Below are 22892 nucleotides of genomic sequence, written 5' to 3' on the forward strand. Positions count from 1 at the left end.
AACACGAAGGCACTGAAAAACAGCACCTGCCCAGGTGGTGGAATTGGCAGACACAGGGGACTTAAAATCCCCCGGACGTTTAGTCCTTGCGGGTTCGAGTCCCGCCCTGGGTACTTCTCTGCGACGTCGCGGAACCGATTGTGAGACGCTCTGTTTGGCAGCGTTCAGTCGGAGATGGGCCCGGCTCAAACTTCTACGAAAAAAGCCGCTTCGGCGTGAGCGCTGACGCCAGAACGGCTTGAGTTGATTCGCTGACCCAGACAGGATCCTAGCGAGCCCATTGACGGAACGAGCTCTCTGGGTGCCTGAGTTCGCTCAGGGAGCGATGGGCAGATCAAAGTCGCCCGACAAGTCTCGGTAGACACAGTGGATGTGGTTGGCGGGGTTGCCAGCCGGGTCGGCTTGCGTGTTCACGAATTCGATCAAGAACCGCTTGCCTCGCACTCGGTAGTAGTGGCCGATGCCAGGTTCGAGAGCACCCGCCCAGGCGAAGTGAACGTTGTTCCAACCGTCCGTTTCGATTTGCTGCGTTCGTTCAGCAGCGACTTTTTCCGGTGCGACACTGACATACAAATCCACCACGTCACGCAGTTGTTTTTGTTGGTCAGGATTCAAACTGGAATAGGCGATCCCTTCCGGTTCTCCCACCGTCGGTTGTGGTTCACCGGCAAAGCGAATCTCAGCGAGAGCTTCTTCTGCGATGAGTGCGACTTTGAGCTGCTTGGAATCCAGTGACTTGACCAGTTTGAACGCGAGCTGTTCCTCTTGGTTCAGAACGGCAGTTCCCTTGCCCAACGTCACACTGGTTTCGTTCTTCACCACGGCTGGATTGGTCGCCATGAACTGAGGCGTGGAATCAACGACCTTCCCGCCCCGACAAACGAAGTTCAGCGACAGGTGGTGCCCTTCAAAGGACAAGCCCCAACTCGCGTCTTCGCCTTTTTCTGTGATGTCACCGAACAATGTCACGTAGTAACGTTGCGGGTTGCGTTCCCAAGCCCCTTTGCCGGCTTCCATTTCGTTGAGGACTTCTTCCAACAACATGATCCGGTTGGCTTTGCTGTAGCCAGCTTCACTGAGTGCCGAACGGAGAAGACGCAGAGCGGCGGTTCGCTGTGCATCGTTCATCTGCTCGAGCATCAGCCCCTTGCGTTCCTTCATCGGAATGAAGTGCCAGCCAACTCGCTTGGGCGAATCAAACGCCAACACAGCATTTGCTTTTTGATCCGGCGTCAGCGTTTCCACGAACGCGACAGCGAACGTCTGCATTTGTTCAGCGGGCGAGGCGGCCAATTTCCAACCCGCCAGCCCCAAAGCAGCAACGGCGGTAAGGGACAGCAAAGCAAAACGAATCTTGTTCATGGCGGGTCGATGACAGAGGGAGGGAATCGCCGAGCAATGGTTGCTCGGAGAGGAGGGAATCCGGCAAGGCGGGCTTTCAGCCACGTAGGGTAATTGATTCTGCCGACGGAAACACTCTCAACGGGTGCCACAATTTTCCATGCGGCCGAAGAATCGCGACCAATTCCCCCCATGGGCCGGACGAATCGGACGAGCGATCGACTCCGATGCAATCGGAAACGCTGGTGTTTCGATCGAAGGTGTCGACCTGGTCGATGCAGCGAGTCCATTCCTCCGGCAACGGTTCGGCCGGTGCCTGCGGGGTGCCTGCGATCCGAATCCCTGCGTGCAGCATTCCGATTTGCTGGGCGTCCAAATCGATGGCTGGGAGGTGGGCCAGGCCTTCCACAGAGGGACGCATGAACTCCAGCATGGGCTGGGGAGATGCTTTTTCGCGGTCTGTGTCGTCGAACATGAACTCGCAATCGAGTGTGTCGCTCAAGCTGAAACGCCCGACCTCGGTGCGAACCAACTTCGTCATCACCGCGGCACATCCGCAGGCCGCCGCGACATCCATCCCAAGTGTCCGCAGGTAAGTTCCCGAGCCACAACGAACATCCAAACGCATCATCGGCGGTTCGTACGAGACCAGCTTCACCGAATCGATCAGGATCCGACGCTTGGGCATTTCAAAGTCTTCCCCGCGACGAACTCGCTTGTGCGCCCGTTCCCCATCGACCTTGATGGCCGAATGAGCCGGCGGGGTCTGCTCCACCACACCATGAAAATCTTCCAGCACTCGCTCGATTTCAACGGCACTTGGCAACGTTGCATCGGCTTGTGTGACCAATTCCGATTCCAAGTCACCGGACTCGCTGGACACCCCCAGCTGAAAATCAGCAAGGTATCGCTTGCCGTGTTGAAGTACCCAAGGGGTCAAACGTGTGGCCGATCCAATCGCCAGCAGCACCAACCCTTCCGCCAACGGATCCAGCGTTCCCGTGTGCCCGACTTTCAATTTGCGAAGACCGAATTCGGCGCGCAGCCGACGCTGAGCACGGTTGACCAGGTCTCGAGAGGTGGCCCCCGGCGGTTTGTAGCAAGGCAAAAAACCAAGCGGGGAATGCTCACCATTGGGGTCCATGGAAAAACGTCCATTCAAGGAATGAAAACAAAAAATGAAACGCAGGAGCGACCACCTTCCCACAACAGAACCTCGGAGCGATCTGGCGGCACACCCATCACACCGAGTCACCCGTCACACCGAAATGGTTCGCAAATAAAGATGACTGATCAGTGCCAAGAGGCTTTCGACCACGATGAACAACAACCGGGCGGTGATCACGCACAGCAGCGCATGGGTCGGATCAGTCACGGTGCCCAAAACGACCAACGTCACCCACTCGCGAACGCCCGCCCCACCGGGCAGCAACGAAGCGAACCCCAACACCATGCCGAGGCTGATCGCGGCGGTGGCAACCGTCAACAACTCGTGGCCGGCTGGCAAACCATTGTAAGCCGGAATCGCTTTCATCACGCAGGCAAATGACAGCCCGATCAAACACCAAGACAACAGCGACCATCCCCAACCTGAGATCAATCGCGGCCACGTGATCGCGGATGAAACCTCCGCCACCGCGGTGGACTGATTGGCGGAATCATCCGGCTGCGTCCGAGCCCGTCGTTTGCTGACCAGTTCGATCACACGCCGCATGACGGGCGGCAGCGTGGGAAGGCAAGCGACCACCGCCATCAATGATGCAGCCCATTTGACCCATGGAGGAAGCGGCGTCGACCACATCAGACACCCCGCCAGAGCACCGCCAACGGACATCATCAGCAACGTTTCAAAGAACACGCACGTGGTCGCTCGACCGATCAAAGGTTGCCGGGAAGGAACGTCTCGCATCACGGCAGGCAAACTGCCCGCCCGAGACGTGGACACCACCGCAGAAACACGAAGCACCACCACCATCGCTTTGCCAGGGATGTATTTCCCTGCATGGCCAAGCAACTGCGCCGCGGTGGCTCGAGGCAATGAGCACGGAACATGGAATCCACGCAGGGCTCCATGCAACACACAAGCGGGCGGCAGCAGGCCGGCCGCGTAAAACATCGCCGCGAGCAGGATCGATCCGAGCGAAACGTTTTGCCAAGTCGGCAGGGATCCCAGCAATCGAGCCCGTTCTTCGATCAGCGATTGTCGTTCGCCGGTCGAGACGTGGCCCTGGGGATCACCGGCAGTGCCCTCCGCAGACGCCTGGACCTGCCCGTCAAGGACCTCGAGTTCCTGGTCAATGACTTGGACACGAGCCTGAACGTCAGCGACTTCGGCCCGCCAACGTTCGACCGCATCCTTGGCCGCGAGGGCCAAACCCAGCACGACCAAGACAGCGATGACTCGTTTGGCCCAGCGCATCCAGCCAGCCTTCCGCCGCGCGGGAGCAGGCTCCCGCGTTTCGGATTCGGTGGTGTCAACCACAGAATGTCAGCTCGGATCGTTGTGCCATCGGCCGATCAGTTGTCAGCGAGAGGTTCTTTTTTCTCGGTGATCACTTCGGTCTTTTCCGACATTTCGGCGTTCAATTCGATGTAGCTGTTCCATTCTTCCGGCAGATTGTCTTCATGGAAAATCGCTTCCACGGGACATTCCGGCACACAGGCTTCGCAGTCGATGCACTCTTCCGGGTGGATATACAACATCTGTTCGCCTTCGTAGAAACACTCCACAGGGCAAACGACGACGCAATCGGTGTACTTGCATCCCGAGCAGGGTTCAGCAACGACGTGCATGGTCTAACCTTCCAGTTTGATTGAGAAATGGAACGACCCAACCAGATCGTTCTCGCACTATATCGGTTCAAGCAAGGCCGTAACTTCGATCAAAACAAATCTGCCCTGATCGACTATCCTCGCAGTTCCCCTATTTTGCCACTTCCGCCGTCTCCGGCAAACCCGCCTCCATCGACAATTTGGTCACTTTCAACCTGATGCAAGCTTCTTCCACCCGTTGGCAAATTCGCACTCGCCCCAATCGCCACTACCCATTTCTCTCGCGGCACCCTTGGGTCATGGCCAATGCACTGGCGCACAACACGCTCCGGGAAGTGCCCTCCGAGGGCAATTTCAATGAAATTGCCCCACTGCCGGTGGATTCTTCGTCCGTGGATTCTTTGCCCAATGAATCGGTGCCTGCGGATCCCGACTCCGTCTCGGATGCCCCCTCGGAAGAATCGGTGGATTCCGGGCCGGGTGACCACCAACGACGGCTTCCGGCTTGCGGCGACGTGATCGATTTGCTCGATCACGACGGCAACTGGGTCGCTCGCGGCTTGATCAATCCAGGCAGTCGGCTTCGGATTCGGCTGTATGCCTTTTCATCTGAAGAACAAATCGACGACGCATTGTGGGCGGAGCGAATCGAACAGGCGGTTGCACGGCGACGCTTGGCCGGCTCCCCCAACCCACAGGGCGGCGAGCGTTTGATTTTCAGTGAATCCGACCGAATGAGCGGGCTGATCGTCGATCGTTACGCGGATTGCTTGAGCGTCCAAATCACTGGCGGCGTGCTGATCCCTCGTGCCGCGATGCTGATCCGCGAAGTCACCGCGGCGGCGGCCCGTCATCAGACGCCGTGCCAAAGAATCTTGGTTCGCATGGACGACGCCACCGTCAAACACGAAGGTGTCTCCGCCGAAACGTTGGCTGACCTGCAAGCGCTCACGACGCTGGACAGTCAAGCCGACCCGACCGTTTGGTACCAACACAACGGCCTGGAGATGGCCATCGATTTGCAGGACGGCCAGAAGACCGGCGGCTACCTTGACCAACAACTCAACCATGCCGCTGCGGCGAGTTACATGACCGACCGCCGCGTGCTGGATGTTTGCACCTACACCGGCGGCTTTGCGTTGGCGGCTGCCCGGGCCGGCGCCCAACAAGTCGTTGCGCTCGACAGCAGCGAACGGGCACTTGAGATCGCCAAGCGGAATGCCGAACGCAACCAGCTCGGCAACATTCAATTCGATCAAGGCGATTGCTTCGACGACTTGAAAGAACGCCGCGAACGGGGTGAGAAGTTTGACGCGATCATCCTGGACCCCCCGAGGTTCGCTGGTTCTCGCAATCAAACCAATGCGGCGTTGCGGGCTTACACGCGGCTGAATGCGTCGGCGGTCGACCTGCTGCCCCCGGGCGGAATTTTGGTGACCTGCAGCTGCTCAGGACGTGTGTCTCGAGCCGACTTTCTCAACATGCTCGTTGATGTGGGACGCAAGCGTGGTCGTGACCTCGTGGTGCTAGAAAGTCGCGGCCCCTCCCCCGACCACGTCTTCGCTGTCTCGTGCCCCGAGAGTGATTACCTAAAGTGCATCATTGTTCAGGTGATGTGATACGATTGCGAATTCGCAATCTTTCCTGAAGGAAAGTTGCGGTTTTTTGCTGCGGGGTAGGATCGCGGTTCACGCATTTGAACTATAACGGACGTGTACTTGTGACGGCTTGGAAGTCAGCTTTTCTACTCTGCGTTTGGCTTGTTTTTCTTCAACGCCCATCAATCGTAAGCATCACTCCAGATCGAGGCCCGCGGTGTCCAGCGTAACGATCAAAGTCCTGCACGGTGCCGACCGTGGAAAGGTCTTCGAGGGGATCGAGCCTCCCCTGACCATTGGACGAGAGGAGGGCAACGACATCCAGCTCAATGACGAGCGGGTCAGTCGCTGCCATCTCAAGATTCAAAGGGACAACGAACGGTTGGTGTTGACCGATTTGGATAGTACCAACGGTACCAAGGTCAACGGAGCGGAATGCCAGCTGAAGATTCTGCGGCACGGCGATTTGGTTGCGGTCGGCCGCAGCCTGCTGTTGCTGGGATCCGAGGAGCAGATCGCGGCGCGACTGCAGGCGATCGGCGGAGGAAGCAAGGGTGCGATCCAGCGCGACGTGAAGTCGTCCGACGAATCCATGGCGGTGGATCTTCGCCAGGACCCAAAGTCACCGCTTCCGGTCGATGCGTTGCATGTGGAAGATCTGCCGGCAATCCCGGACGATTTGACCCCTGGCCAGAAAGCCCAGCTCTGTGAGATTTTGGATTACCTACAATCACGACTGGAAAGATTGATCGAATCGGCGACCACGCAGGAAGAATCGGAACAAGTTCTGCTGCAACAAGCCGCCTGGCAACGCCTGCTCGACGTCCAATCGCGACTGGCGACCCTGAACCGAAAAATCACCGATCCGCAGTGGCCTTGAGCATCCAGTTCTCCCGGGCCGACTGCCGGAATCGCTTCCGAGTCATCGACCCACGAAAGAACACCGTTGAGCTCCTCCCAATCCAACCTCGCCCCGTCTGCTCAAACCGCCACTTCGTTGACCGCGAACTCACGGAAGACAGAAGCCGAACCAACAGAAGCCCGAGAACCACTCGTGAGTGAATACCGCGAACTGAGGGCTCCCACGCAATCGCTGGGAACCCTGATCGATCCGCCACTGTGCGATGCGGAATTGCTGCTAAAAAACAACCTCGCGACGGCTCACGCTGAGATGCCTGCCGGAGCATTTTGGGCCGACTTGCGAAACGAGGCGAGGGAGCAACTGGTCAACGACGCTCGTCGCTACACGTCGTCTTACCGCGATGTCGCGTCCTTCTGTGCCGAGCAACCCAACCACACAGGCGAGAACAATTCCCGCCCCATCGTGATGGCCGGGCACCAACCCACCCTGTTTCATCCGGGGGTGTGGTTCAAGAACCACACCCTGCAGAAAATCGCGAATGACTGCTGTGCGCTTCCAATCAACCTGGTGATCGACAACGACGTCGCCACCACGCGATCGATTCGTGTGCCACAGTTGCAACCACTCGCAAACCTTGCCGGCGATGATTCGCACGAGCAGCGGCAGGGCTCCTGGCAATCCATTCCCTACGATGCAGGTGGTGAGACCCTTCCGTTCGAACAAGCACAAATCCGCGACACCGATCTCTTCAACCACTTTGACGCGGGCGTTCGTCGCTTGATCGCTCCACTGGTGAAAAACCCCTGCGTCACAGAGCTATGGAAACACGCCCGGGAAGCAATCGCCCGTTGCGGCATCGCAGGCTGTGCATTGGCTCAAGCCCGCCACGCGCTCGAAGCGGAGATGAACTGGCAAACCCTGGAAATCCCTCTCGGCGTCGCCGTTCGCGGCCGACCCTTCGCTCGATTTGTGATGGAGATCATCGACCAAATTGAACGCTTCCGAACGGTCTACAACGACTCCGCCGACCACTACCGAGCCTGGCACGGGATCCGCAGCTCAGCTCATCCCGTCCCCAATCTCGGGCTCCAAAATGGATGGTTTGAAATGCCTCTGTGGGTCTATGGCAACAGCCACCCGCAGCGCCGTGGCATCTGGGTGAGGCGAGAAGGCGACCAGTGGCGGATCAGCGACGCTCCATCCGGCACCTCCCAATCAGGGTTCGGCGGAGGAGGGGCGATCTCCCTGACCGTCTCGGCAAACGACCGCGATTTGGCGGCCACTCAACTGATGGAAGCCGCCTCGCCCGAATTCAAACTTCGGCCGCGAGCCTTGATGACGACCATGTTCGCCAGACTGGTTCTCAGCGACCTGTTTCTGCACGGAATCGGTGGCGGCAAATACGATCAACTGGCCGACCGAATCATCTCCCAATTTTTTGGGGTCACCCCGCCAGGGCTGCAAGTCGTCTCCGGAACGATTCGTTTACCGGGCCAGGAAATCGATGAATCCCGCGAGGGACGTCGGCGCGACCTCCAACGAAAAGAACGAGAACTTCAATTCCAAGGCGAAAAATGGCTGGACGATGGCAACTCCACCCAGCGAGATCTCCAAGCTCAAAAGCTGGACCTGCTCGACAAAATGCCCACCTCGGGAAGCCGCCGCAGTTGGCACCATGAAGTGTCACGCTTGAACTCGCTGATCGCACTGCAACTCACCGACCAGCGGCGTGAAACTCAGCAACAGCTTGCTCGTCTGGAACGGGAAGCGGCAACGGAAAAGATTCTCTGCAGCCGCGAACTTTCGTTTTGCCTGTTTCCCTTGGAATTCCTTCAAGAATCCTTTGCCAAAATGGCATGAGCGTGACGATTGGAGTTGTCGAGCGCTAATTTTACGCTATTCTCTGCCGTTTGCCGACGAACAAAGTTGGTTTTTGGCATCATCATTTAACCCGCGAGTAGCATCGGATGAAGGTCGTTAGTAGCATTGGGGCGTTGAAGTACCGCCACCCAGATTGCCAGGTGGTCAAACGCCGAGGCCGTATTTACGTGATTTGCAAAAGCAATCCAAAATTCAAGGTCCGTCAGGGCGGTGCAAAGAGCAAGAAAGCCCGGCGTTAGACCAATCCGTCTTGTCGAAGACAGGGTGATCTGACTTGGGGTCCCCTTTCGATGAGACCGGCATTGTCACCCCCTGTATCTCCTATGACTCCCCCGCCTTCAACGCCCAGTGATTCACTGGCAAATGGTTCGGGTGAGCGATCAAATGGTGATTCCGACCCCGCCTGGCGACGCCAATTGCCGGTGCAAACAGCGGGTCGCATTCTGGACGGAGATTCAGCCATCACCAGGGCGAACAGGCCTGACGTGCACCGAATCGACGTCGTTGCATTCTCCGAACTGACCGCCGACGACCTCGATCGTTGGGAACAGATTCGAGCACTGACGGATGATTTCAGGCCGCCCTTTTTCGCGGCTCGTTTTGCGGCCGCCGTTGACGCCGTCCGAAAAGACGTGCTCACAGCAGTCTTGCGAGCCAAAGACGGTACGCCACAGGGTTTCTTTCCCTTTCACCGCGTGGGCGGTGTCGGTGTGCCGGCCGGGCGTTTTCTCAACGACGCACAAAACGTCATCGCTGTTCCAGGACTCAACATCGACTGGACCGAACTGGCTCGCGCAGCCAAGGTTCGAGCATTCAACCTGCACGCCATCGTCGGATGTGACCCCACCTGGGTCACAAGGTATCACCTGCAATCCGTCCAAGCGTTTCGTGCGGACCTGGGCCATGATTCCGAGGACTACCTCGACCGGCTCGAACATGAACATCGCACGATCGGAAAACAGGGGCAAAAGACTCGAAAGTTAGGGCGAGAAATTGGACCGGTTCGACTGGAAATGGACTGCCGCTGCCCTGAGATCCTGAAGCAAACGATCGCGTGGAAACGGGCACAGTACCAGCGCACGCACATCTTGGACCTGTTCCTTCCGGACTGGACCCGGGATCTGATCGAGACACTGCACGCCAACTCCCTGGAGCAACCTGGACGGCACGCCGATCTTCCCTTTGCACACGAGGGGTTCTCAAACGACTCACTGCGTGGAATTTGCTCGGTGCTCTGGGCTGGCGACCAGCCAGTCGCCACCCACATCGGCATGATTGAACAAGGGCGCTTGCACTACTGGTTCCCTGCCTATGACCCGGCTTACTCACGCTATTCGCCGGGGACCGCCCTGTTCACTGAGATCATCCGTGCGGCAACATCACACGGAATCCAGTGCGTCGACATGGGATACGGCGAGCAACCGTACAAAAAGAAGCAGACGGGCACGACGACACAAGTGGTCCACGGCACCATCACCGACTCCCGTTGGCACCGGATGGCATTCGCAGCGGAAGCCCGCATGGTCCAGGCACTCAAACGGGTGCCGATGAAGGAAGCCGTCAAGCGTGCGATCCGAACGATCAAGCCTTCCGCGGGGATCAAGAAACTAAAATAGCCCGCCATTTCGGACGAGCTATTTCGTAGTTCAGGTTGCAGCCAACGACTGCGAGGATCGTCTTTTGCTTACTTGCTCGGTGGCAGCAGAACCGAATCGATCACGTGAATGATTCCGTTGCTGGCCATCACATCGGTCTTCACGACCTTCACCTTGTCGTTCAACATCACGGTTCCGTCCTGCACTTCGATGCTGACTTCGCCACCCAAGGTCTTCGCGGAGTCCAAAGTGACAACGGTCTTGGCGGGCACTTTCCCGGCAACGACGTGGTACTTCAAAATCGCGACCAATTGATCCTTGTTCTCGGGCCTCAGAAGACTTTGCAGGGTGCCTTCGGGCAACTTCTCGAACGCCTCATCCGTTGGTGCGAAGACCGTGAAGGGGCCTTCACCGCTGAGAGTTTCCACCAAACCGCCGGCCTTGACGGCGGCCACCAAGGTGTTGAACTTTGCCGCCACCGCGGTTTCGACAATGTTCTTTTTCGCGGCTTCGTTGTGGTGATCCGCTTGGACGGTGGCGGGCAAAACGAACAGTGCCAATGCAGCCAAAATGATTTTCTTCATCGTTGATTCCGTGGGTCTGAAACGTGTGGAGATGAACTCGAGCTTGAAAGAGGCTGTCCTGCAGCGGCCGCTACCGGACTGCCTCACTCGATCGGCTGATTCGCGAATCGCTGGACTGTACAACCCAGACAAGCGGAACCTCCCAAAAAACCTCCTACCGCCGCCGCTGGGGAGCCAAAGTAACTTTGAAACCAAATTGCAATTGCCGCGAAACCTCCAAGGAAATGAAGGGTTAGAACGGATGAAACAACTTTGGTTTCAGTTTGTACGGCTCGGCATTTCCGCCGCTGCGTTGACTGAATCCCCTCCCCTCATCTGACCATTTCAAAGGGTTGTCTAAAAATGAGCCGTTTGTCCCGAGCCCAATTCGCTCCAAGTCTGCGTTTGTTTGCCATGCTGACGATGGTCGCTGGCCTGACGCTTCAGTCAATCTCCATCGCGAACGCCCAAGGTCGTGGTGGCCGGGGTGGATTCCAAGGAGGCGGTGGCGCTGGCGGCGGTGGCGCCATGATGGGTGGCCGCGGCGGAGGCGGTGGCTCCCTCCTCGGTTTGCTCCGTGCCGAAAAAGTTCGCGAAGAACTTGCCATCGACGAACCACAGGCAGAAGCTCTCAAGAAGCTGGAAGAACAAGCCCGCGAGCAAGCTCGTCCTGACTTCGACTTCCGCAACGCGTCGGAAGAAGAACGCAGCACGTTCTTCGAAAAAATGCAAGCACAACGAGAAGAGCAGGCCAAAGAAACCCGCATGCAACTGGAGACCGTTCTGACGCTGGAGCAAATGGAACGCCTGGATGAAATCGGTATCCAAGCTCAAGGCCTGATGGCACTGTCATCCCCTGAAGTTCAAACCGAATTGACCATGACGGAAGACCAAAAGAAGAAGCTCACCGAAATCCGTTCGGGCATGGAAACCAAAATGCGGGAAGAAATGCGTGAGATCATGCAGAGCCGCGATCGCGAAAAAATGCAGACCGCAATGGAATCCATGCGTGAGGACATGGAAAAAGAAGTGATGGCTGTCCTGACCTCCGAACAGAAAACGAAGTTCGAAGAAATGAAGGGCGACCCATTCGACCTGGAAGCCCTGCGTGGTGGCGGACGCGGTGGAGCTGGCGGTGAACGCGGTGAACGCGGTGAACGCGGTGCTCGTGGCGGCCGCGGTGGAGAAGGTGGTGGCGAACGCGGTGAGCGTGGCGGCCGAGGTGGACGTGGCGGTCGCGGTGGTGAGTGAACCAGCGTTCCAGCTGCACATTCATTCGCCCAACATCCTGCTCACGATTAAATGGTGAGCGTTGACGTTGCTCGAAAACAAACGACTCAAGCCGCATGCGTTTCGCATGCGGCTTGTTTCGTATCCTGACCAACTCCCGTCCGACGAAGCAGGCACGCAGGTGTCATCGGGTATGTGAGCCGTTGGCGTTAGCCACGGTTTTCACGCACAACCGGGGCTAACGCCCAAACGGCTCACATGATTGTGCTTGATCATTCCTGCCGACCTGCTTCGTGTTCGATCAGCGGAGATTAGTGTTCCCTTGGCCGCTCTGGCGGAACACTAATCCACTCTGATCGGACACTAATCTTTGGTGTTTCGAGATGTGGGGTATAAAAAGGCACTCTTGCCCGTCAGAGTCGGCCAAGACCACCCATCACAACCCGAAGCGTGAGCGAGGGACGCCCCCAACTCCCACGACGGCCCCATCCGGGGCGACCGTTTGTTTTCCGGCATCGGTCTCTCGGGGCTTCCGCCCCGAGCTAAGCACGACGGCCCCATCCGGGGCGAAACCCAGACGCCAGCCATCATTTATTTTTCGAACGTCCCACGCAGCAACCCCCGGCTACCATCTGGAATCCCTGCCGGGATGAAGAAAGTAGAAGTCGGAAGAAAAATTGCATTCGCTATCAGAACGCCAATAGCAAACATTTCGCAGCCCAGGCTAACGCCCGAACGGCGCACGGGATTGATCCCACACATTCCTACTCAAGCCCGGATGGAGTCAATCTGGCGAGCATCTCGCTTCTTCGGACCGAGTCGATCCCGAGTCCCAAAGGCTTCGAGCATGGTGTTGTAAACGTCGATTCCCTCGGCCCCGACATCCATGATTTGACCGGTTTTGAATCGACCATTGGCACCGGTGATGCAGTGGAAGACGCCAGACAGCTCTCGCTTCACATCATTGTGACGCCCATCACCTGACTCCGTCGAAATCGTGATCAGTGAATTCTCCAGGATGGTGCGTCCGTTTGGTTCTCGGCAATCCTCCCTGTCCAAAGCACTCAGGAAGTAAGCGACCTCCCGCATCTTCATATGAGCGTGGGCACGGAGGGCCTCGTTTTGTTTCTTCTCATTGAACTTGTGCCACCATTCGTGGCTGCAACCTCGGTCCCCGCTGGCGTTCTGCTGCCCAGCGTCGTCAAATTCCCACCGTTTTTCACCGTCGTACTCATAATCGCCGGTGAGCCGAATGCGTTCGCCAGCGGCGAGGAATGTCAGGGCTCCGAAGCGAACGCGATCCATTTGCACGGCCAACGCATAAACGTCGGACAGCAGCCGCCATTCGGAGGACAGCTCCTCCAGCGTGATGTCGATGCCCTGCCCGCCAGGATCAGCAGGCCCGCCGTGTGGAATGGCCGAACGCGGTGGCACCTGCAGACCATTCTCTTGCTGGTGCTGCATCGCAAAAGCTCGCTGCTCAAACTCCCGGATCCGGTCCAAGTGGTCCGCCACACGTGATCGGGAGGAGACCCCCAGCGGCGAGTTCGCACCCGTGTAATGTCGATAGTCTTCGACGACGGTGTCCAGCACACTTCGCTTCAATCTCTCACTTCGATCACTGCCGCCCACGGCGACGCCACCGAACACTCGATCAAACAATTCGCGAGGCTTTTCCTGGATCGTCGCGGCAACAGTGCCGTCCATGTTGTAACTGTGCACATAGCGTCCGACGCGAGACCTGCGAAAGAAGGTTCCTCCGACCAAGGTTGGCACCATTCCCTTTGGCAACCCATCGGGATAGTGCGTTCGACGGATCACTTGGTCAATCGATGGACCTCCCGACTTCGCTTCGCCGTCCGGCGGTTCAGCGGTGAACGCGGCAGTGGCACCGTCGTAGTGAGCGTTGATGCCTTTCTCATCACAGCGGACTTGGTCGACACCACGCATGATGAGCAACTTTTTGCTGAGCGGCTGCAGCGGTTCGAGAACGCCTTGAAAACCTTCCGTTTGCAGGGGCGCCGGGATGCCGAGACCGAAGAACACGTTGAATGCACGAACTGGAGTCTCTGGCGTTGCCGTCGCCGCCCTGGCGGTCGAGGCCAGCATCTCCTCCAACAGAGGCAGTCCGACCGTCGCCGCCCCAACGCTACGAAGCATCGTGCGGCGATGAATGAGCTTGTTCTTCATGACGGTTCCGATTGAAAACGAGGGAACGAGGTGGGGCGGAGATTCCCTGGTCACAGCTGTTCGTGACCGGGGTGACAGTTGTGTCATGGCTCGTCTGGCGATCGAGCTTCCTGAACCAGATCACTCATCACCACAGCCGTGATCAAATCGGTGTAGCGCCCGCCAGCGGTGGAGGCGGCCTGATGAATCCGCTGAACTTCAGTTGCGTCTCGGGCTCCCAATGGCCGCCCCAAAGCGAACTGCGTCACCTTCCAAGTCAGCGTCTGGCGAACACGGTCGCTGCTCGACAAGAGTTTCATCAACTCGGCCGGAGTCTCGTATTTTTGCGGCTTGGCCTTGCCGGGGATTACCAGTTGCCCGTCCGAACGCAGAGCGTTGCCAAATTCATCTTGGCGATGAAATGCCCCCAGGCCATCAAACGGTTCCAAGCCAAATGCCAGGGGCTCGAACTTGATGTGGCAGCCTCCGCACGATTCGCTGCGAATGCGATCTTCCGCCACATCGCGGTGAGTCACGCCGGGCTCGGGAGGAACTGGCGTCGTATCGACACCCGGCGGGGGAGCCCCCATCACGCCTCGGAGCAGGTCTCTCATCACAAACAAGCCGCGTGTGACCATCGATGCATCATCGCCACCGATCGTCAGCACACTGCCTTGCGTCAGCAATCCACCGCGAGCAGGCTGGTCCGAGAGATCGTAGCGACGCAGGCCATCGCCCTGAGGCTTCAACCCATAGTGCTTTGCCAATCGAGGCGTGGCGTAGGTGAACTGAGCGTCGAACAGTTCGTTCAGCGGCCGCCCCTGCTTCCAGACAACCTCTTCAAAATACGCCAGTGTTTCGTCTCGCATGTCGCGGCCCAACTCAGCCGTCCACTGAGGGTACCGCTTCTGGTTGGGCTGCAAATGAGCGAGCCGATTGAGGTTCAACCAGTCCGTCGCAAACTGCTTGGACCGCTCGACCGCTCGGCGGTCCTGCAACATCCTCTCAACTTCCTTGCGGCAGCGTCCTTCGTCTGCCAGCCGACCTTCGCGAGCAGCTTTCAGCAGTTCCGAATCTGGGGGCCCACCCCACAGGATGTAACTCATTCGCGACGCCAATTCGAAATCGCTGACTCGTTGACTGCCGCCTCCGCTGGGCTGCTGCTCGATGCGGTAGATGAAGCGTGGCGACTGCAGCATCGCTTCCAGCATCAACCCCACGCCTTGCTCGAAGCTGCCTCCCGCACTCGCCACAGCAGTCAGAACCCCGCTGTAATTGGACACCTCCCGCTCATCCAACGGGCCACGGAACAACCATTCCCCCGTCTTCGCGACCAAGTCTCGTGCAGTCGCATCGGTGTTCAGACTCTGCGATTTGGAAAAACGCTTTGAAAACTCCAGGATGTCCATTTGCTGAACGATCTTTTCCGCCAATTGCGAATAGGCTTCGATGTGCTTCAAGTCGACATTCAAGTTGTAGGCCGTGTTGCTGAAACCATCAGCTCGCAGATCCGGAGGCAACATCTGCTTCGCTTCCTTCGAGATATCGACCCCGACCGCACTGCGAACCGTTTCGATGTATTCGGAAGTTGTCAGTCGCTGAACCCAACTGTCACTCGCACCGGGATTGGAGGCGTAGACGGCAGGATCAATCCTGTCGATCGACCAAACCGCTCCACCATCGATCCATCCCTTGACCGACGCCCGCTCGTCGGCAGACAACCCCGGACCCTGCGGCGGCATATCGCCTGATTCAATCTGGTCCCACAGCAAACTCGACTCAGCACTCCCGGGAACGATCACCCTCCCGCTCTCGCCCCCGGCTAACGCGGCGAGTTTGTGCGACAAATCCAGATCGCCTTTTTTCAACGTCGAATCGTGACATTCCAAACACTTGCGTGCCAGCAGTGGGGCGATCTTGGTCGCAAATGTCTGCTCAGCTCGAGCCATTGCCAGTCGCTGAGTTTCGTGTGGATCAACCCCGGCGTTTGGGCCAGCGCGAAAATTCTGCGACACATCGGAACCGCTGAGCGCCCGTGAATAAATCGCAACGAGGTGAAGCTCACCCAGCCAAGGGCGTCCCAAACTTCGCTCATTCACCAGGACCAGCGGGAAGTCACCATCCCAATTGGCAAGCGTTCCGGACACCTTTTTGGAAGCGGTTTGCCTGCCGTCGACATAGAAACGAACGCTTCCGTCACTGGCACGAGTAAAAACGACATGGGTGAGCTTTGTCTCCGCCTTGCCCGTGCCGCTATTCGTTTCAGGAAGCCCGTTGTCACTGGTTGCAGTCGTTCGCAAACGAACCTGGTAGTGATCCGCTTCCTGCCCGAGCGTGAGGTTCCGCTGGACCGAATTGTTTGACAGCGAAACAATGCGAGCCGGCCCTTTTTGAGAGGTGTTGCGGGGTTTGATCCACGCTTCGACTGTCAAAGCGTTGGCACGCTTCGCCTGGCCAACCAACTTCCCAGCCGAGCCGATGGACTCGATTTTGGTCGCTGAACGCACCTCGAGAACACCTTCGCCCCAAGCCACCGCCGAAGCCTTTTCAATCTTCAAGTCCAACGGCTTTCCATTCCCGCTGCGATCCTTGATCGTGTCGCCACGTTCCGCTTCAAAGGTATAGAACGCGGTCAGGCCATTGCTAACTCGAAACGCATCGGCCGCGTGCGATGGCGGTGGATGCATCAGCACAAACACCCCACACACCAACATCACGAAACTCGGTCGTCTCCACTGCATCGCGTTTGCTCATTTGCCATGGGTGCCTGGAACAATTCTCTGGAAGCAACGGAGACACCCAGGTGGATTGCACCCCCTACTGTACAGCGCCACCGAATGGCATGCAGATTGTGCCAATCCCCCCATGGCCGTTGCCTGAATCCATTGTCTTGATCCACTGCCTCACGCAATCCGCTGGATCCCCACCGAACCAGGTCATCAACGAGCAAACAGGGCAACTAAGCAGGTACGCAGGGATGATTTGGTTTCACCTTGTGAGCCGTTTGGGCGTTAGCCCCGGTTTTGCGTGGGAACCGTGGCTAACGCCAAACGGCTCACATACCCGATGACACCTGCGTACCTGCTTAGTCGCAGAGCACGACATAAGCGATTGCCTGAGTGCGACATCCGCCCAGGCTTAAATGAATGGCATCAATCTCAGCTTCCTCCGCCAGTTCCGCTGCGATGCCGTGCAGCGTGATCGCCGGCCCCTCACTGGCGTGCGTCGCGATCTCGATCTCCGTCCAACTGACGCCACGCCGGTGGCAACGCAGGGCTTTGAAGACAGCTTGCTTGGCGGCCCAACGACGAGAAAAGTGCCCCGTCGCATCGGGCCGTTGGGCACAGTGGTCAATTTCAGCAGCCGTGAAAACTCGCTCCAGAAATTGCTCCCCGTGCTGCTGAATCATTTGAGCGATGCGAGCGCACTGAACAATCTCGGTCCCGACTGCCACGATTGCCATGACTAACGCAACCCACAATTGCGTCGAGCTCGCTCGACCACGCTGGCTGCAACCTCACGAGCCCGCTTGGCACCTTCGGCCAAAACGTCTCGCACGGTGTCCAGGTCGGCTTCCAACTCTTCCCGCTTGGCTCGTGCCGGGGCGAAGTATTCCTCGCTGACTTCCGCCACGGCTTTTTTGATCTCGCCGTATCCGAAACCGCCCGCGCGATACTTCGCCGCCATCGCTTCGACTTCCGCTGGCGCGGCGAACAATTGATAGAGCTGAAACAGGTGGTCGTCCGTCGGGTCCTTGGGATCTTCCATCGGACGGCTGTCGGTCACGATTCGCATGATTTGCTTGCGAATCTTCTTCACGTCACCGAACAACGGCAGAGTGTTGTTGTAACTCTTGCTCATCTTTTGACCGTCGGTCCCCGGGACCTTTGCCCCGATGTCCAAGGTCTTCGCCTTCGGCAACACAAACGTTTCACCAAACGCGTGATGGAACGAACCCGCCAAGTCACGGCAGACTTCGATGTGCTGAACTTGGTCAACACCAACCGGCACAATCTGCGAATCGTAGGCGAGAATGTCAGCGGCCATCAAAACGGGGTAAGTGAACAACCCAGCGTCAGCGGCCAGCCCCTTGGCTTTCTTTTCTTTGTAGGCGTGACAGCGTTCCAGCAATCCCATGGATGTCCCGGTCATCAGCAACCAAGTCAGTTCGGTCACCTCGGGAATCTCCGACTGCACGAACAGATTGGCTTTCGCCGGATCCAAACCCAACGCCAGCAAATCCAACGCGGCGTTGAGCACGTTTTCACGCAGCACGTCCGGTTCGCGAACCGTGGTCAACGCATGCAAGTCAGCAATGAAGTAAAAGCCCTCATTGGCCTCTTGCAAATCAATGTATTGGCGAATCGCACCAAAGTAGTTTCCCCAGTGGGGCCGACCAGTTGGCTGGATTCCCGAGAGCACTCGCATAAGTCAGTCAAACAAAGAAGAAAATTTGATCAAAGAAAGCAACGTGGAACCTCTCAACTTAACCGAATCCAGCCGATTCGGGAGATCACCCCCCAACAAAGAGTCCTCCGAGACACAAAATTCAAACTCGGTCGGTGCGGTTTGTAGCAGTCGTCGCTGGGCGCACTCCCCTCTCGGACCTCCAAACCTCATTTAAAAAACGGCCCGTCTTGCCAGGTCCAAGATCATTCTGGGGCGCTGTTTTCAGGTGACTCGGTTTCCGGTGACTCGGGTTTCGACCCCGTGCCTGTTTCCAACACAGCCTCCAGCAATTTCAGCATCTTCAAACGCGGTTCTGGATCGTCCGTTGGAAAGCCCAACCCGCGCGGGATGAATCCGATTTTGGGATGCAGGGAGTTCGGATTCAGGCCAATCTCATCCAGCGGCCTGTGCTTGAGAATCATGATGGTGGCGGCAGCCAGGTCACGGACCTCGGCACGGACCTGTTTCCCACCGATGAACTCCAATTCCGTCACCGCCCGATCGTCTTCCAACATCGACCGAACGGCCGCAACGTTGCTTTCGTTGCCAAACCGACTGATCAGCTGCAGCGCCAGGACGGTCTCGTCCATGGATGCATCCGGAAGCCCCAACACGCGTTCCGCCAAAGGCAATGTCCGCTCAAGGCTCTGTTGCATCGACAACCAAAACACCTCCGGCCAACTCGCTCGATCACACCGCTGGATCCACCCCGCCAACAATGTGCGAAACGGTCCGGCAAGCTGTTCGTCTCGAACCAGCTCCGCCGTGACGCTCATCCGCAGCATTCGCAGCAACGCTTCTTCGTGGATATTGGACAACCTCAAGTCGTGATCGTTGAAACACAGCAACATCGCAAACACGTCCGCTCCGGAGGGAAGCTGCGATTCCAGCAATTGACGGTGCTGGATCCTGGCGATCACTTTTTCCAGTGCCTTCATCCGTGCCTCGGTGCCAACGTCGAGCGACTGGACCAAATCCTGATGTCGCAACATCATTTCGATGAACACCTCCCGTAGCCGTGGACCGTCGCCCACGATTTCCTGGAAGACATCCCACCCTTCGAACGAACCTGGCTGGCCATCCAGAAAAGAATCGATTCGCCCGGCCACGGCACTGCTGACGATTCCCGAGGCCACATTTTCGGCTCGCAAACGAACCTCCAAATCGTCGTGTTCGACGGCAGCGTTTCGCAGTGCCGGCAGAGCATCGTCGCCTAGCATCCTCAAGCCCGCCGTTGCCTGTTCACGAATGGCAAATTCGGGAGCACCGAGTTGAGCGATCAACCCCGCTATCTTGGCTTGCCGAATCGTTTCGTCGTCCACCTCAGGCTCTGCGTCGTTCGGATCCGCCGCGGGGCCTTGGGACTCCTCTTCGGCAAACTCCGCTTCAGCCGGTAAAGCTGCATTGGGAAACACCGCCTGAGCCCGAAACACTTGGGCGATCTTTTCGGGATCCAGCGGGGCTTTTCGAAACGACTTGGTCGACACCGAATCGGTGGTCGTGTCGTTTGGATCGGTGTTCGCGGGCGGAGTCTTCGGGAGCGAGTCCTGGCCTTCGTCGGCTTGGCCCCATGCCCCCACCGGCGACAGCATCAACGCAGCCACCAGTGTCGCAAAAAGGCGAATCCAATCGGTTGTAGCGGGGGCTGAAAACAAAACGTTTGCCTAACGGGAAAGGTTTGCACAAAGAGGAAAGCGAACGACCATCGGGTACCTCGGAGTGTACCAAGAACCTCGTTCCGACAGCAGCGATCCAAGATTTGAATGGGGCACTGCCAAAGCCAACAGGCGGGCCCATTCAAAAGCGTCCCAGGTCGGCAAAAAAATCAGTTGCCCAAAACCTCCCCCGTGGCTAGGCTGAATGCACGTCGTGGAGAAATCGCATCCCCTCCACTCTGACGTTTGTTTAGGGATTTGCGGCCGCTTGCAGCCTCACTGCTAAAAAGCCAACACATGAAACCGATCGCCATCGATCCGGTCGAAATGATCGACCAAACGTCCCGTGCCGCGGGACCTTCTCCCACGGGCTTGTCGCCATCGGGTCTCTCGACTCAGTGCGTGCACGGGAACATTGCCCCGGATGCCCCCTCGCGTCAGCACGCCGAAGGGGCCATCACAACCCCCATTTACTCGGCCTCCACCTTCACCTTTGAATCCACCGACAAACTGTTGGATTTCGTTGAAGGTCGCGACCAGCGCGAAGAATACGGACGCTACGGCAACCCCAACGAACGGCTGGTCGAACAGAAACTGGCAGCACTCGACAACGCCGAAGACGCGGTGGTTTACTCCAGCGGCATGGCGGCAATCGTCGGGTTGCTGATGAGCCGCTTGTCCTCCGGCGACGAAATCATTTTCTTCGATCAGTGCTATCACCGCAGCCGGGAATTCTGTGGCAAGCACCTGGCAAAGTTTGGAGTCGTCACTCGACAGGTTCCCACCGGCGACTTCGCTGCAATGGAAGCCGCGATCACGCCACGCACCAAAATGCTGGTCAGTGAATCGCCCACCAACCCGCACTTGACCTGCGTCGATCTGGAACAGTTTGTCGCGCTCGGCAAAGCCCGTGAAATCGAAACGCTGATCGACGCGACCTTGGCAACTCCAATGAACGTGCGACCGCTTGATCATGGCGTCGACTACGTTTGGCACTCCGCGACCAAGTATTTGGGCGGGCACAACGACTTGCTGGCGGGAGTCATCTCGGGCCGCAAGGAATTGCTCGATCCCATCCGGGCTCTTCGTGGATGTTTGGGCAGCGTCTCCTCTCCTCACAGCATGTACTTACTGGAACGCGGATTGAAGACGTTCTCACTGCGGATGCAGCGTCACAACGAAAACGGCCAAGCCGTGGCTGAATTTCTTCATCAACATCCCAAGATCGAACGCGTCTATTACCCGGGCCTGCCAAGTCATCCTTCTCACGCGATCGCGAAAAAGCAGATGCTGGGCTACGGCGGCTTGATCACCTTCACAGTCAAGGATGCGGACTGGAAAACAACGTCACGCGTCGTCGATGGAGCGAAAATTGCTCGGATCGCCCCCAGCTTGGGCGGCACCGAATCGTTGATCGAACAACCGCTTGTGATGAGCTATTTCAATTACTCACCGGAAGAACGAGCCAGCTTTGGAATCGCCGACAATATGATTCGCTACTCTTGTGGCATCGAAGATTCAGCGGATTTGATCGCGGATCTGGACCAAGCTTTGGCGGTGATTTGAGATGAACCCATCCAAACCAAACGGCGAATTTCGAACGCGCGCCATCCACGTTGGCAACGAAGTTGATCCATCGACCGGCGCCGTCGTCCCACCCATCCACTTTGCCAGCACATTCCGCCAACCCGGTGCAGGCGAGTGGGGCCAATACGACTACTCACGCAGCGGCAACCCAACTCGAACGGGCCTGCAAACCACACTTGCGTCGCTTGAAAACGCCTGCGGGACACTGGCGTTTTCATCCGGCATGGCTGCCATCCACGCGGTCACCATGCTGTTGGAATCCGGCGACCACGTCGTCGCGGGAACGGACATCTATGGCGGTGCCTACCGGTTGCTGCACCAAATTTGCAATCGCAGCGGTATCGAAGTCAGCCTGGTGGATGTCACCGATTTGAGTGCGATTGAAAACGCCATCACCAATCGGACCAAACTGATTTGGACCGAATCGATCGGAAATCCTCGGATGACGATCTCCGACTTGCCGGCGATCGCTCGGCTGGCCAAATCCAAGGGAATCCTCTCCGGCGTCGACAACACGTTCGGCACCCCGGCGCTGTTGCGCCCTTTGGATTTCGGCATCGACATCGTGATGCACTCCGCGACGAAGTACCTCGGCGGCCACAGCGACTGCCTCGGTGGAACGCTGGCCGTCTCCGATTCTGAACTTCACGACCAACTCTATTTCATTCAGAACGCGACCGGTGCGGTGCTCGATCCAATGAGCAGCTTTCTGATCTCGCGTGGCTTGAAGACATTGGACTTGCGAATTCGCGAGCAGTCGCGAACGGCACTCCGATTGGCAAAGTGGCTGGAAGCTTACCCGCTGGTCCGATCAGTGCTGTATCCCGGCCTGACTTCGCATGACCAGCACAATTTGGCCAGCCAATTGTTCGGGCAGCAGCAACCCGACGAGGAAGAAACTCACTTCGGTGCGATGATCACGTTCGAACTGAACGCATCGCTGAAACAGGTTTCCAAGGTCTGTCAGTCGACCGAATTGTTTCACCTCGCGGTCAGTCTGGGCGCAGTGGAATCCTTGATCGAGCAACCCGCCACAATGTCCCATGCGTCTTACGCTCCTGAAGCACGTGCTGCACATGGAATCACGGATTCGCTGATCCGCCTCTCCGTCGGTCTGGAATCGCCCCGCGATTTGGAAACGGACCTGGAACGGGCGTTCGCCGCGATTTCCTAACCCCCTCCATGGCCGG

Annotated in this window: 18 protein-coding genes and 1 tRNA gene; 9 read left to right on the forward strand and 10 right to left on the reverse strand. The window is 57.8% G+C overall.

The window, feature by feature from the left end:
• Window positions 1–28 precede the first annotated feature (28 nt).
• Window positions 29–113 (forward strand) — tRNA-Leu (locus UH5x_RS09870).
• Window positions 114–315: 202 nt separating this feature from the next.
• On the opposite strand, the gene UH5x_RS09875 is transcribed toward UH5x_RS09870, so the two are convergent.
• The 4 genes from UH5x_RS09875 to UH5x_RS09890 form a co-directional block, all read right to left on the reverse strand.
• Window positions 316–1362, reverse strand: coding sequence for a DUF3500 domain-containing protein (locus tag UH5x_RS09875; RefSeq protein WP_482635562.1), 1047 nt, complete (start codon window positions 1360–1362; stop codon window positions 316–318).
• Between the two features lie 76 nt (window positions 1363–1438).
• Window positions 1439–2485, reverse strand: a complete 1047-nt coding sequence (truB, locus tag UH5x_RS09880; protein ID WP_482635563.1) for a tRNA pseudouridine(55) synthase TruB — start codon at window positions 2483–2485, stop codon at window positions 1439–1441.
• 114 nt (window positions 2486–2599) lie between these two features.
• The gene (locus tag UH5x_RS09885; RefSeq protein ID WP_482635952.1) at window positions 2600–3760 is read right to left on the reverse strand and encodes a lysylphosphatidylglycerol synthase transmembrane domain-containing protein; all 1161 of its coding nucleotides are present in this window, start codon (window positions 3758–3760) and stop codon (window positions 2600–2602) included.
• 98 nt (window positions 3761–3858) lie between these two features.
• Window positions 3859–4134 (reverse strand): ferredoxin family protein, encoded by a 276-nt coding sequence (locus UH5x_RS09890; RefSeq protein WP_047814107.1) that lies wholly within the window; start codon window positions 4132–4134, stop codon window positions 3859–3861.
• 179 nt (window positions 4135–4313) lie between these two features.
• Here UH5x_RS09890 and UH5x_RS09895 point away from each other — a divergent pair, with 179 nt between their 5' ends.
• From UH5x_RS09895 to UH5x_RS09915, 5 genes are all read left to right on the forward strand, one after another.
• On the forward strand, window positions 4314–5732 hold the full coding sequence (locus tag UH5x_RS09895; protein WP_482635564.1) for a class I SAM-dependent rRNA methyltransferase: 1419 nt from the start codon (window positions 4314–4316) through the stop codon (window positions 5730–5732).
• A gap of 196 nt (window positions 5733–5928) precedes the next feature.
• Entirely contained in the window at window positions 5929–6591 is a 663-nt protein-coding gene (locus UH5x_RS09900) for an FHA domain-containing protein (protein WP_047814109.1), read from the forward strand.
• A gap of 66 nt (window positions 6592–6657) precedes the next feature.
• Window positions 6658–8433 carry a hypothetical protein gene (locus tag UH5x_RS09905; RefSeq protein ID WP_482635565.1) on the forward strand — a complete coding sequence of 592 codons (1776 nt, stop codon included), beginning with the start codon at window positions 6658–6660 and terminating at the stop codon, window positions 8431–8433.
• Window positions 8434–8540: 107 nt separating this feature from the next.
• Window positions 8541–8693, forward strand: coding sequence for a type B 50S ribosomal protein L36 (gene ykgO, locus UH5x_RS09910; RefSeq protein WP_007327677.1), 153 nt, complete (start codon window positions 8541–8543; stop codon window positions 8691–8693).
• An 84-nt stretch (window positions 8694–8777) separates the two neighbouring features.
• Window positions 8778–10070, forward strand: a complete 1293-nt coding sequence (locus tag UH5x_RS09915) for a GNAT family N-acetyltransferase (protein WP_482635566.1) — start codon at window positions 8778–8780, stop codon at window positions 10068–10070.
• A 68-nt stretch (window positions 10071–10138) separates the two neighbouring features.
• Here the strand turns inward: UH5x_RS09915 and UH5x_RS09920 are convergent, their stop codons facing one another.
• The gene (locus UH5x_RS09920; protein ID WP_482635567.1) at window positions 10139–10633 is read right to left on the reverse strand and encodes a fasciclin domain-containing protein; all 495 of its coding nucleotides are present in this window, start codon (window positions 10631–10633) and stop codon (window positions 10139–10141) included.
• A 342-nt stretch (window positions 10634–10975) separates the two neighbouring features.
• Here UH5x_RS09920 and UH5x_RS09925 point away from each other — a divergent pair, with 342 nt between their 5' ends.
• Window positions 10976–11863, forward strand: coding sequence for a hypothetical protein (locus UH5x_RS09925; RefSeq protein WP_482635568.1), 888 nt, complete (start codon window positions 10976–10978; stop codon window positions 11861–11863).
• A 747-nt stretch (window positions 11864–12610) separates the two neighbouring features.
• Here the strand turns inward: UH5x_RS09925 and UH5x_RS09930 are convergent.
• The 5 genes from UH5x_RS09930 to UH5x_RS09950 all read right to left on the reverse strand — a co-directional run bounded on the left by UH5x_RS09930 (window position 12611) and on the right by UH5x_RS09950 (window position 20064).
• Window positions 12611–14032 carry a DUF1552 domain-containing protein gene (locus UH5x_RS09930; RefSeq protein WP_047815491.1) on the reverse strand — a complete coding sequence of 474 codons (1422 nt, stop codon included), beginning with the start codon at window positions 14030–14032 and terminating at the stop codon, window positions 12611–12613.
• 83 nt (window positions 14033–14115) lie between these two features.
• Window positions 14116–16752 carry a DUF1592 domain-containing protein gene (locus tag UH5x_RS09935; protein ID WP_482635569.1) on the reverse strand — a complete coding sequence of 879 codons (2637 nt, stop codon included), beginning with the start codon at window positions 16750–16752 and terminating at the stop codon, window positions 14116–14118.
• Window positions 16753–17096: 344 nt separating this feature from the next.
• Window positions 17097–17474: a holo-ACP synthase gene (gene acpS, locus UH5x_RS09940; protein ID WP_047815493.1), complete on the reverse strand. Its 378-nt coding sequence runs from the start codon at window positions 17472–17474 to the stop codon at window positions 17097–17099.
• Window positions 17475–17476: 2 nt separating this feature from the next.
• Window positions 17477–18439 (reverse strand): tryptophan--tRNA ligase, encoded by a 963-nt coding sequence (gene trpS / locus UH5x_RS09945; protein ID WP_047815494.1) that lies wholly within the window; start codon window positions 18437–18439, stop codon window positions 17477–17479.
• Window positions 18440–18663: 224 nt separating this feature from the next.
• Window positions 18664–20064, reverse strand: a complete 1401-nt coding sequence (locus UH5x_RS09950; protein WP_482635570.1) for a hypothetical protein — start codon at window positions 20062–20064, stop codon at window positions 18664–18666.
• Window positions 20065–20412: 348 nt separating this feature from the next.
• On the opposite strand from UH5x_RS09950, the gene UH5x_RS09955 reads away from it, so the two are divergent.
• Window positions 20413–21681 (forward strand): trans-sulfuration enzyme family protein, encoded by a 1269-nt coding sequence (locus UH5x_RS09955; protein WP_482635571.1) that lies wholly within the window; start codon window positions 20413–20415, stop codon window positions 21679–21681.
• Between the two features lies 1 nt (window position 21682).
• Window positions 21683–22876, forward strand: a complete 1194-nt coding sequence (locus UH5x_RS09960; protein ID WP_482635572.1) for a trans-sulfuration enzyme family protein — start codon at window positions 21683–21685, stop codon at window positions 22874–22876.
• Window positions 22877–22892 lie beyond the last annotated feature (16 nt).

The sequence above is a fragment of the Rhodopirellula sp. UH5 genome (assembly GCF_056839225.1).

Excerpts from the sequence above, each read along its gene's own strand:
- UH5x_RS09875 (WP_482635562.1), bottom strand. The coding sequence starts at position 1,362 with ATGAACAAGATTCGTTTTGCTTTGCTGTCCCTTACCGCCGTTGCTGCT.
- truB (WP_482635563.1), bottom strand. The coding sequence starts at position 2,485 with ATGGACCCCAATGGTGAGCATTCCCCGCTTGGTTTTTTGCCTTGCTAC.
- UH5x_RS09885 (WP_482635952.1), bottom strand. The coding sequence starts at position 3,760 with ATGCGCTGGGCCAAACGAGTCATCGCTGTCTTGGTCGTGCTGGGTTTG.
- UH5x_RS09890 (WP_047814107.1), bottom strand. The coding sequence starts at position 4,134 with ATGCACGTCGTTGCTGAACCCTGCTCGGGATGCAAGTACACCGATTGC.
- ykgO (WP_007327677.1), top strand. The coding sequence starts at position 8,541 with ATGAAGGTCGTTAGTAGCATTGGGGCGTTGAAGTACCGCCACCCAGAT.
- UH5x_RS09915 (WP_482635566.1), top strand. The coding sequence starts at position 8,778 with ATGACTCCCCCGCCTTCAACGCCCAGTGATTCACTGGCAAATGGTTCG.
- UH5x_RS09920 (WP_482635567.1), bottom strand. The coding sequence starts at position 10,633 with ATGAAGAAAATCATTTTGGCTGCATTGGCACTGTTCGTTTTGCCCGCC.
- UH5x_RS09925 (WP_482635568.1), top strand. The coding sequence starts at position 10,976 with ATGAGCCGTTTGTCCCGAGCCCAATTCGCTCCAAGTCTGCGTTTGTTT.
- UH5x_RS09930 (WP_047815491.1), bottom strand. The coding sequence starts at position 14,032 with ATGAAGAACAAGCTCATTCATCGCCGCACGATGCTTCGTAGCGTTGGG.
- UH5x_RS09935 (WP_482635569.1), bottom strand. The coding sequence starts at position 16,752 with ATGCAGTGGAGACGACCGAGTTTCGTGATGTTGGTGTGTGGGGTGTTT.
- acpS (WP_047815493.1), bottom strand. The coding sequence starts at position 17,474 with ATGGCAATCGTGGCAGTCGGGACCGAGATTGTTCAGTGCGCTCGCATC.
- trpS (WP_047815494.1), bottom strand. The coding sequence starts at position 18,439 with ATGCGAGTGCTCTCGGGAATCCAGCCAACTGGTCGGCCCCACTGGGGA.
- UH5x_RS09955 (WP_482635571.1), top strand. The coding sequence starts at position 20,413 with ATGAAACCGATCGCCATCGATCCGGTCGAAATGATCGACCAAACGTCC.
- UH5x_RS09960 (WP_482635572.1), top strand. The coding sequence starts at position 21,683 with ATGAACCCATCCAAACCAAACGGCGAATTTCGAACGCGCGCCATCCAC.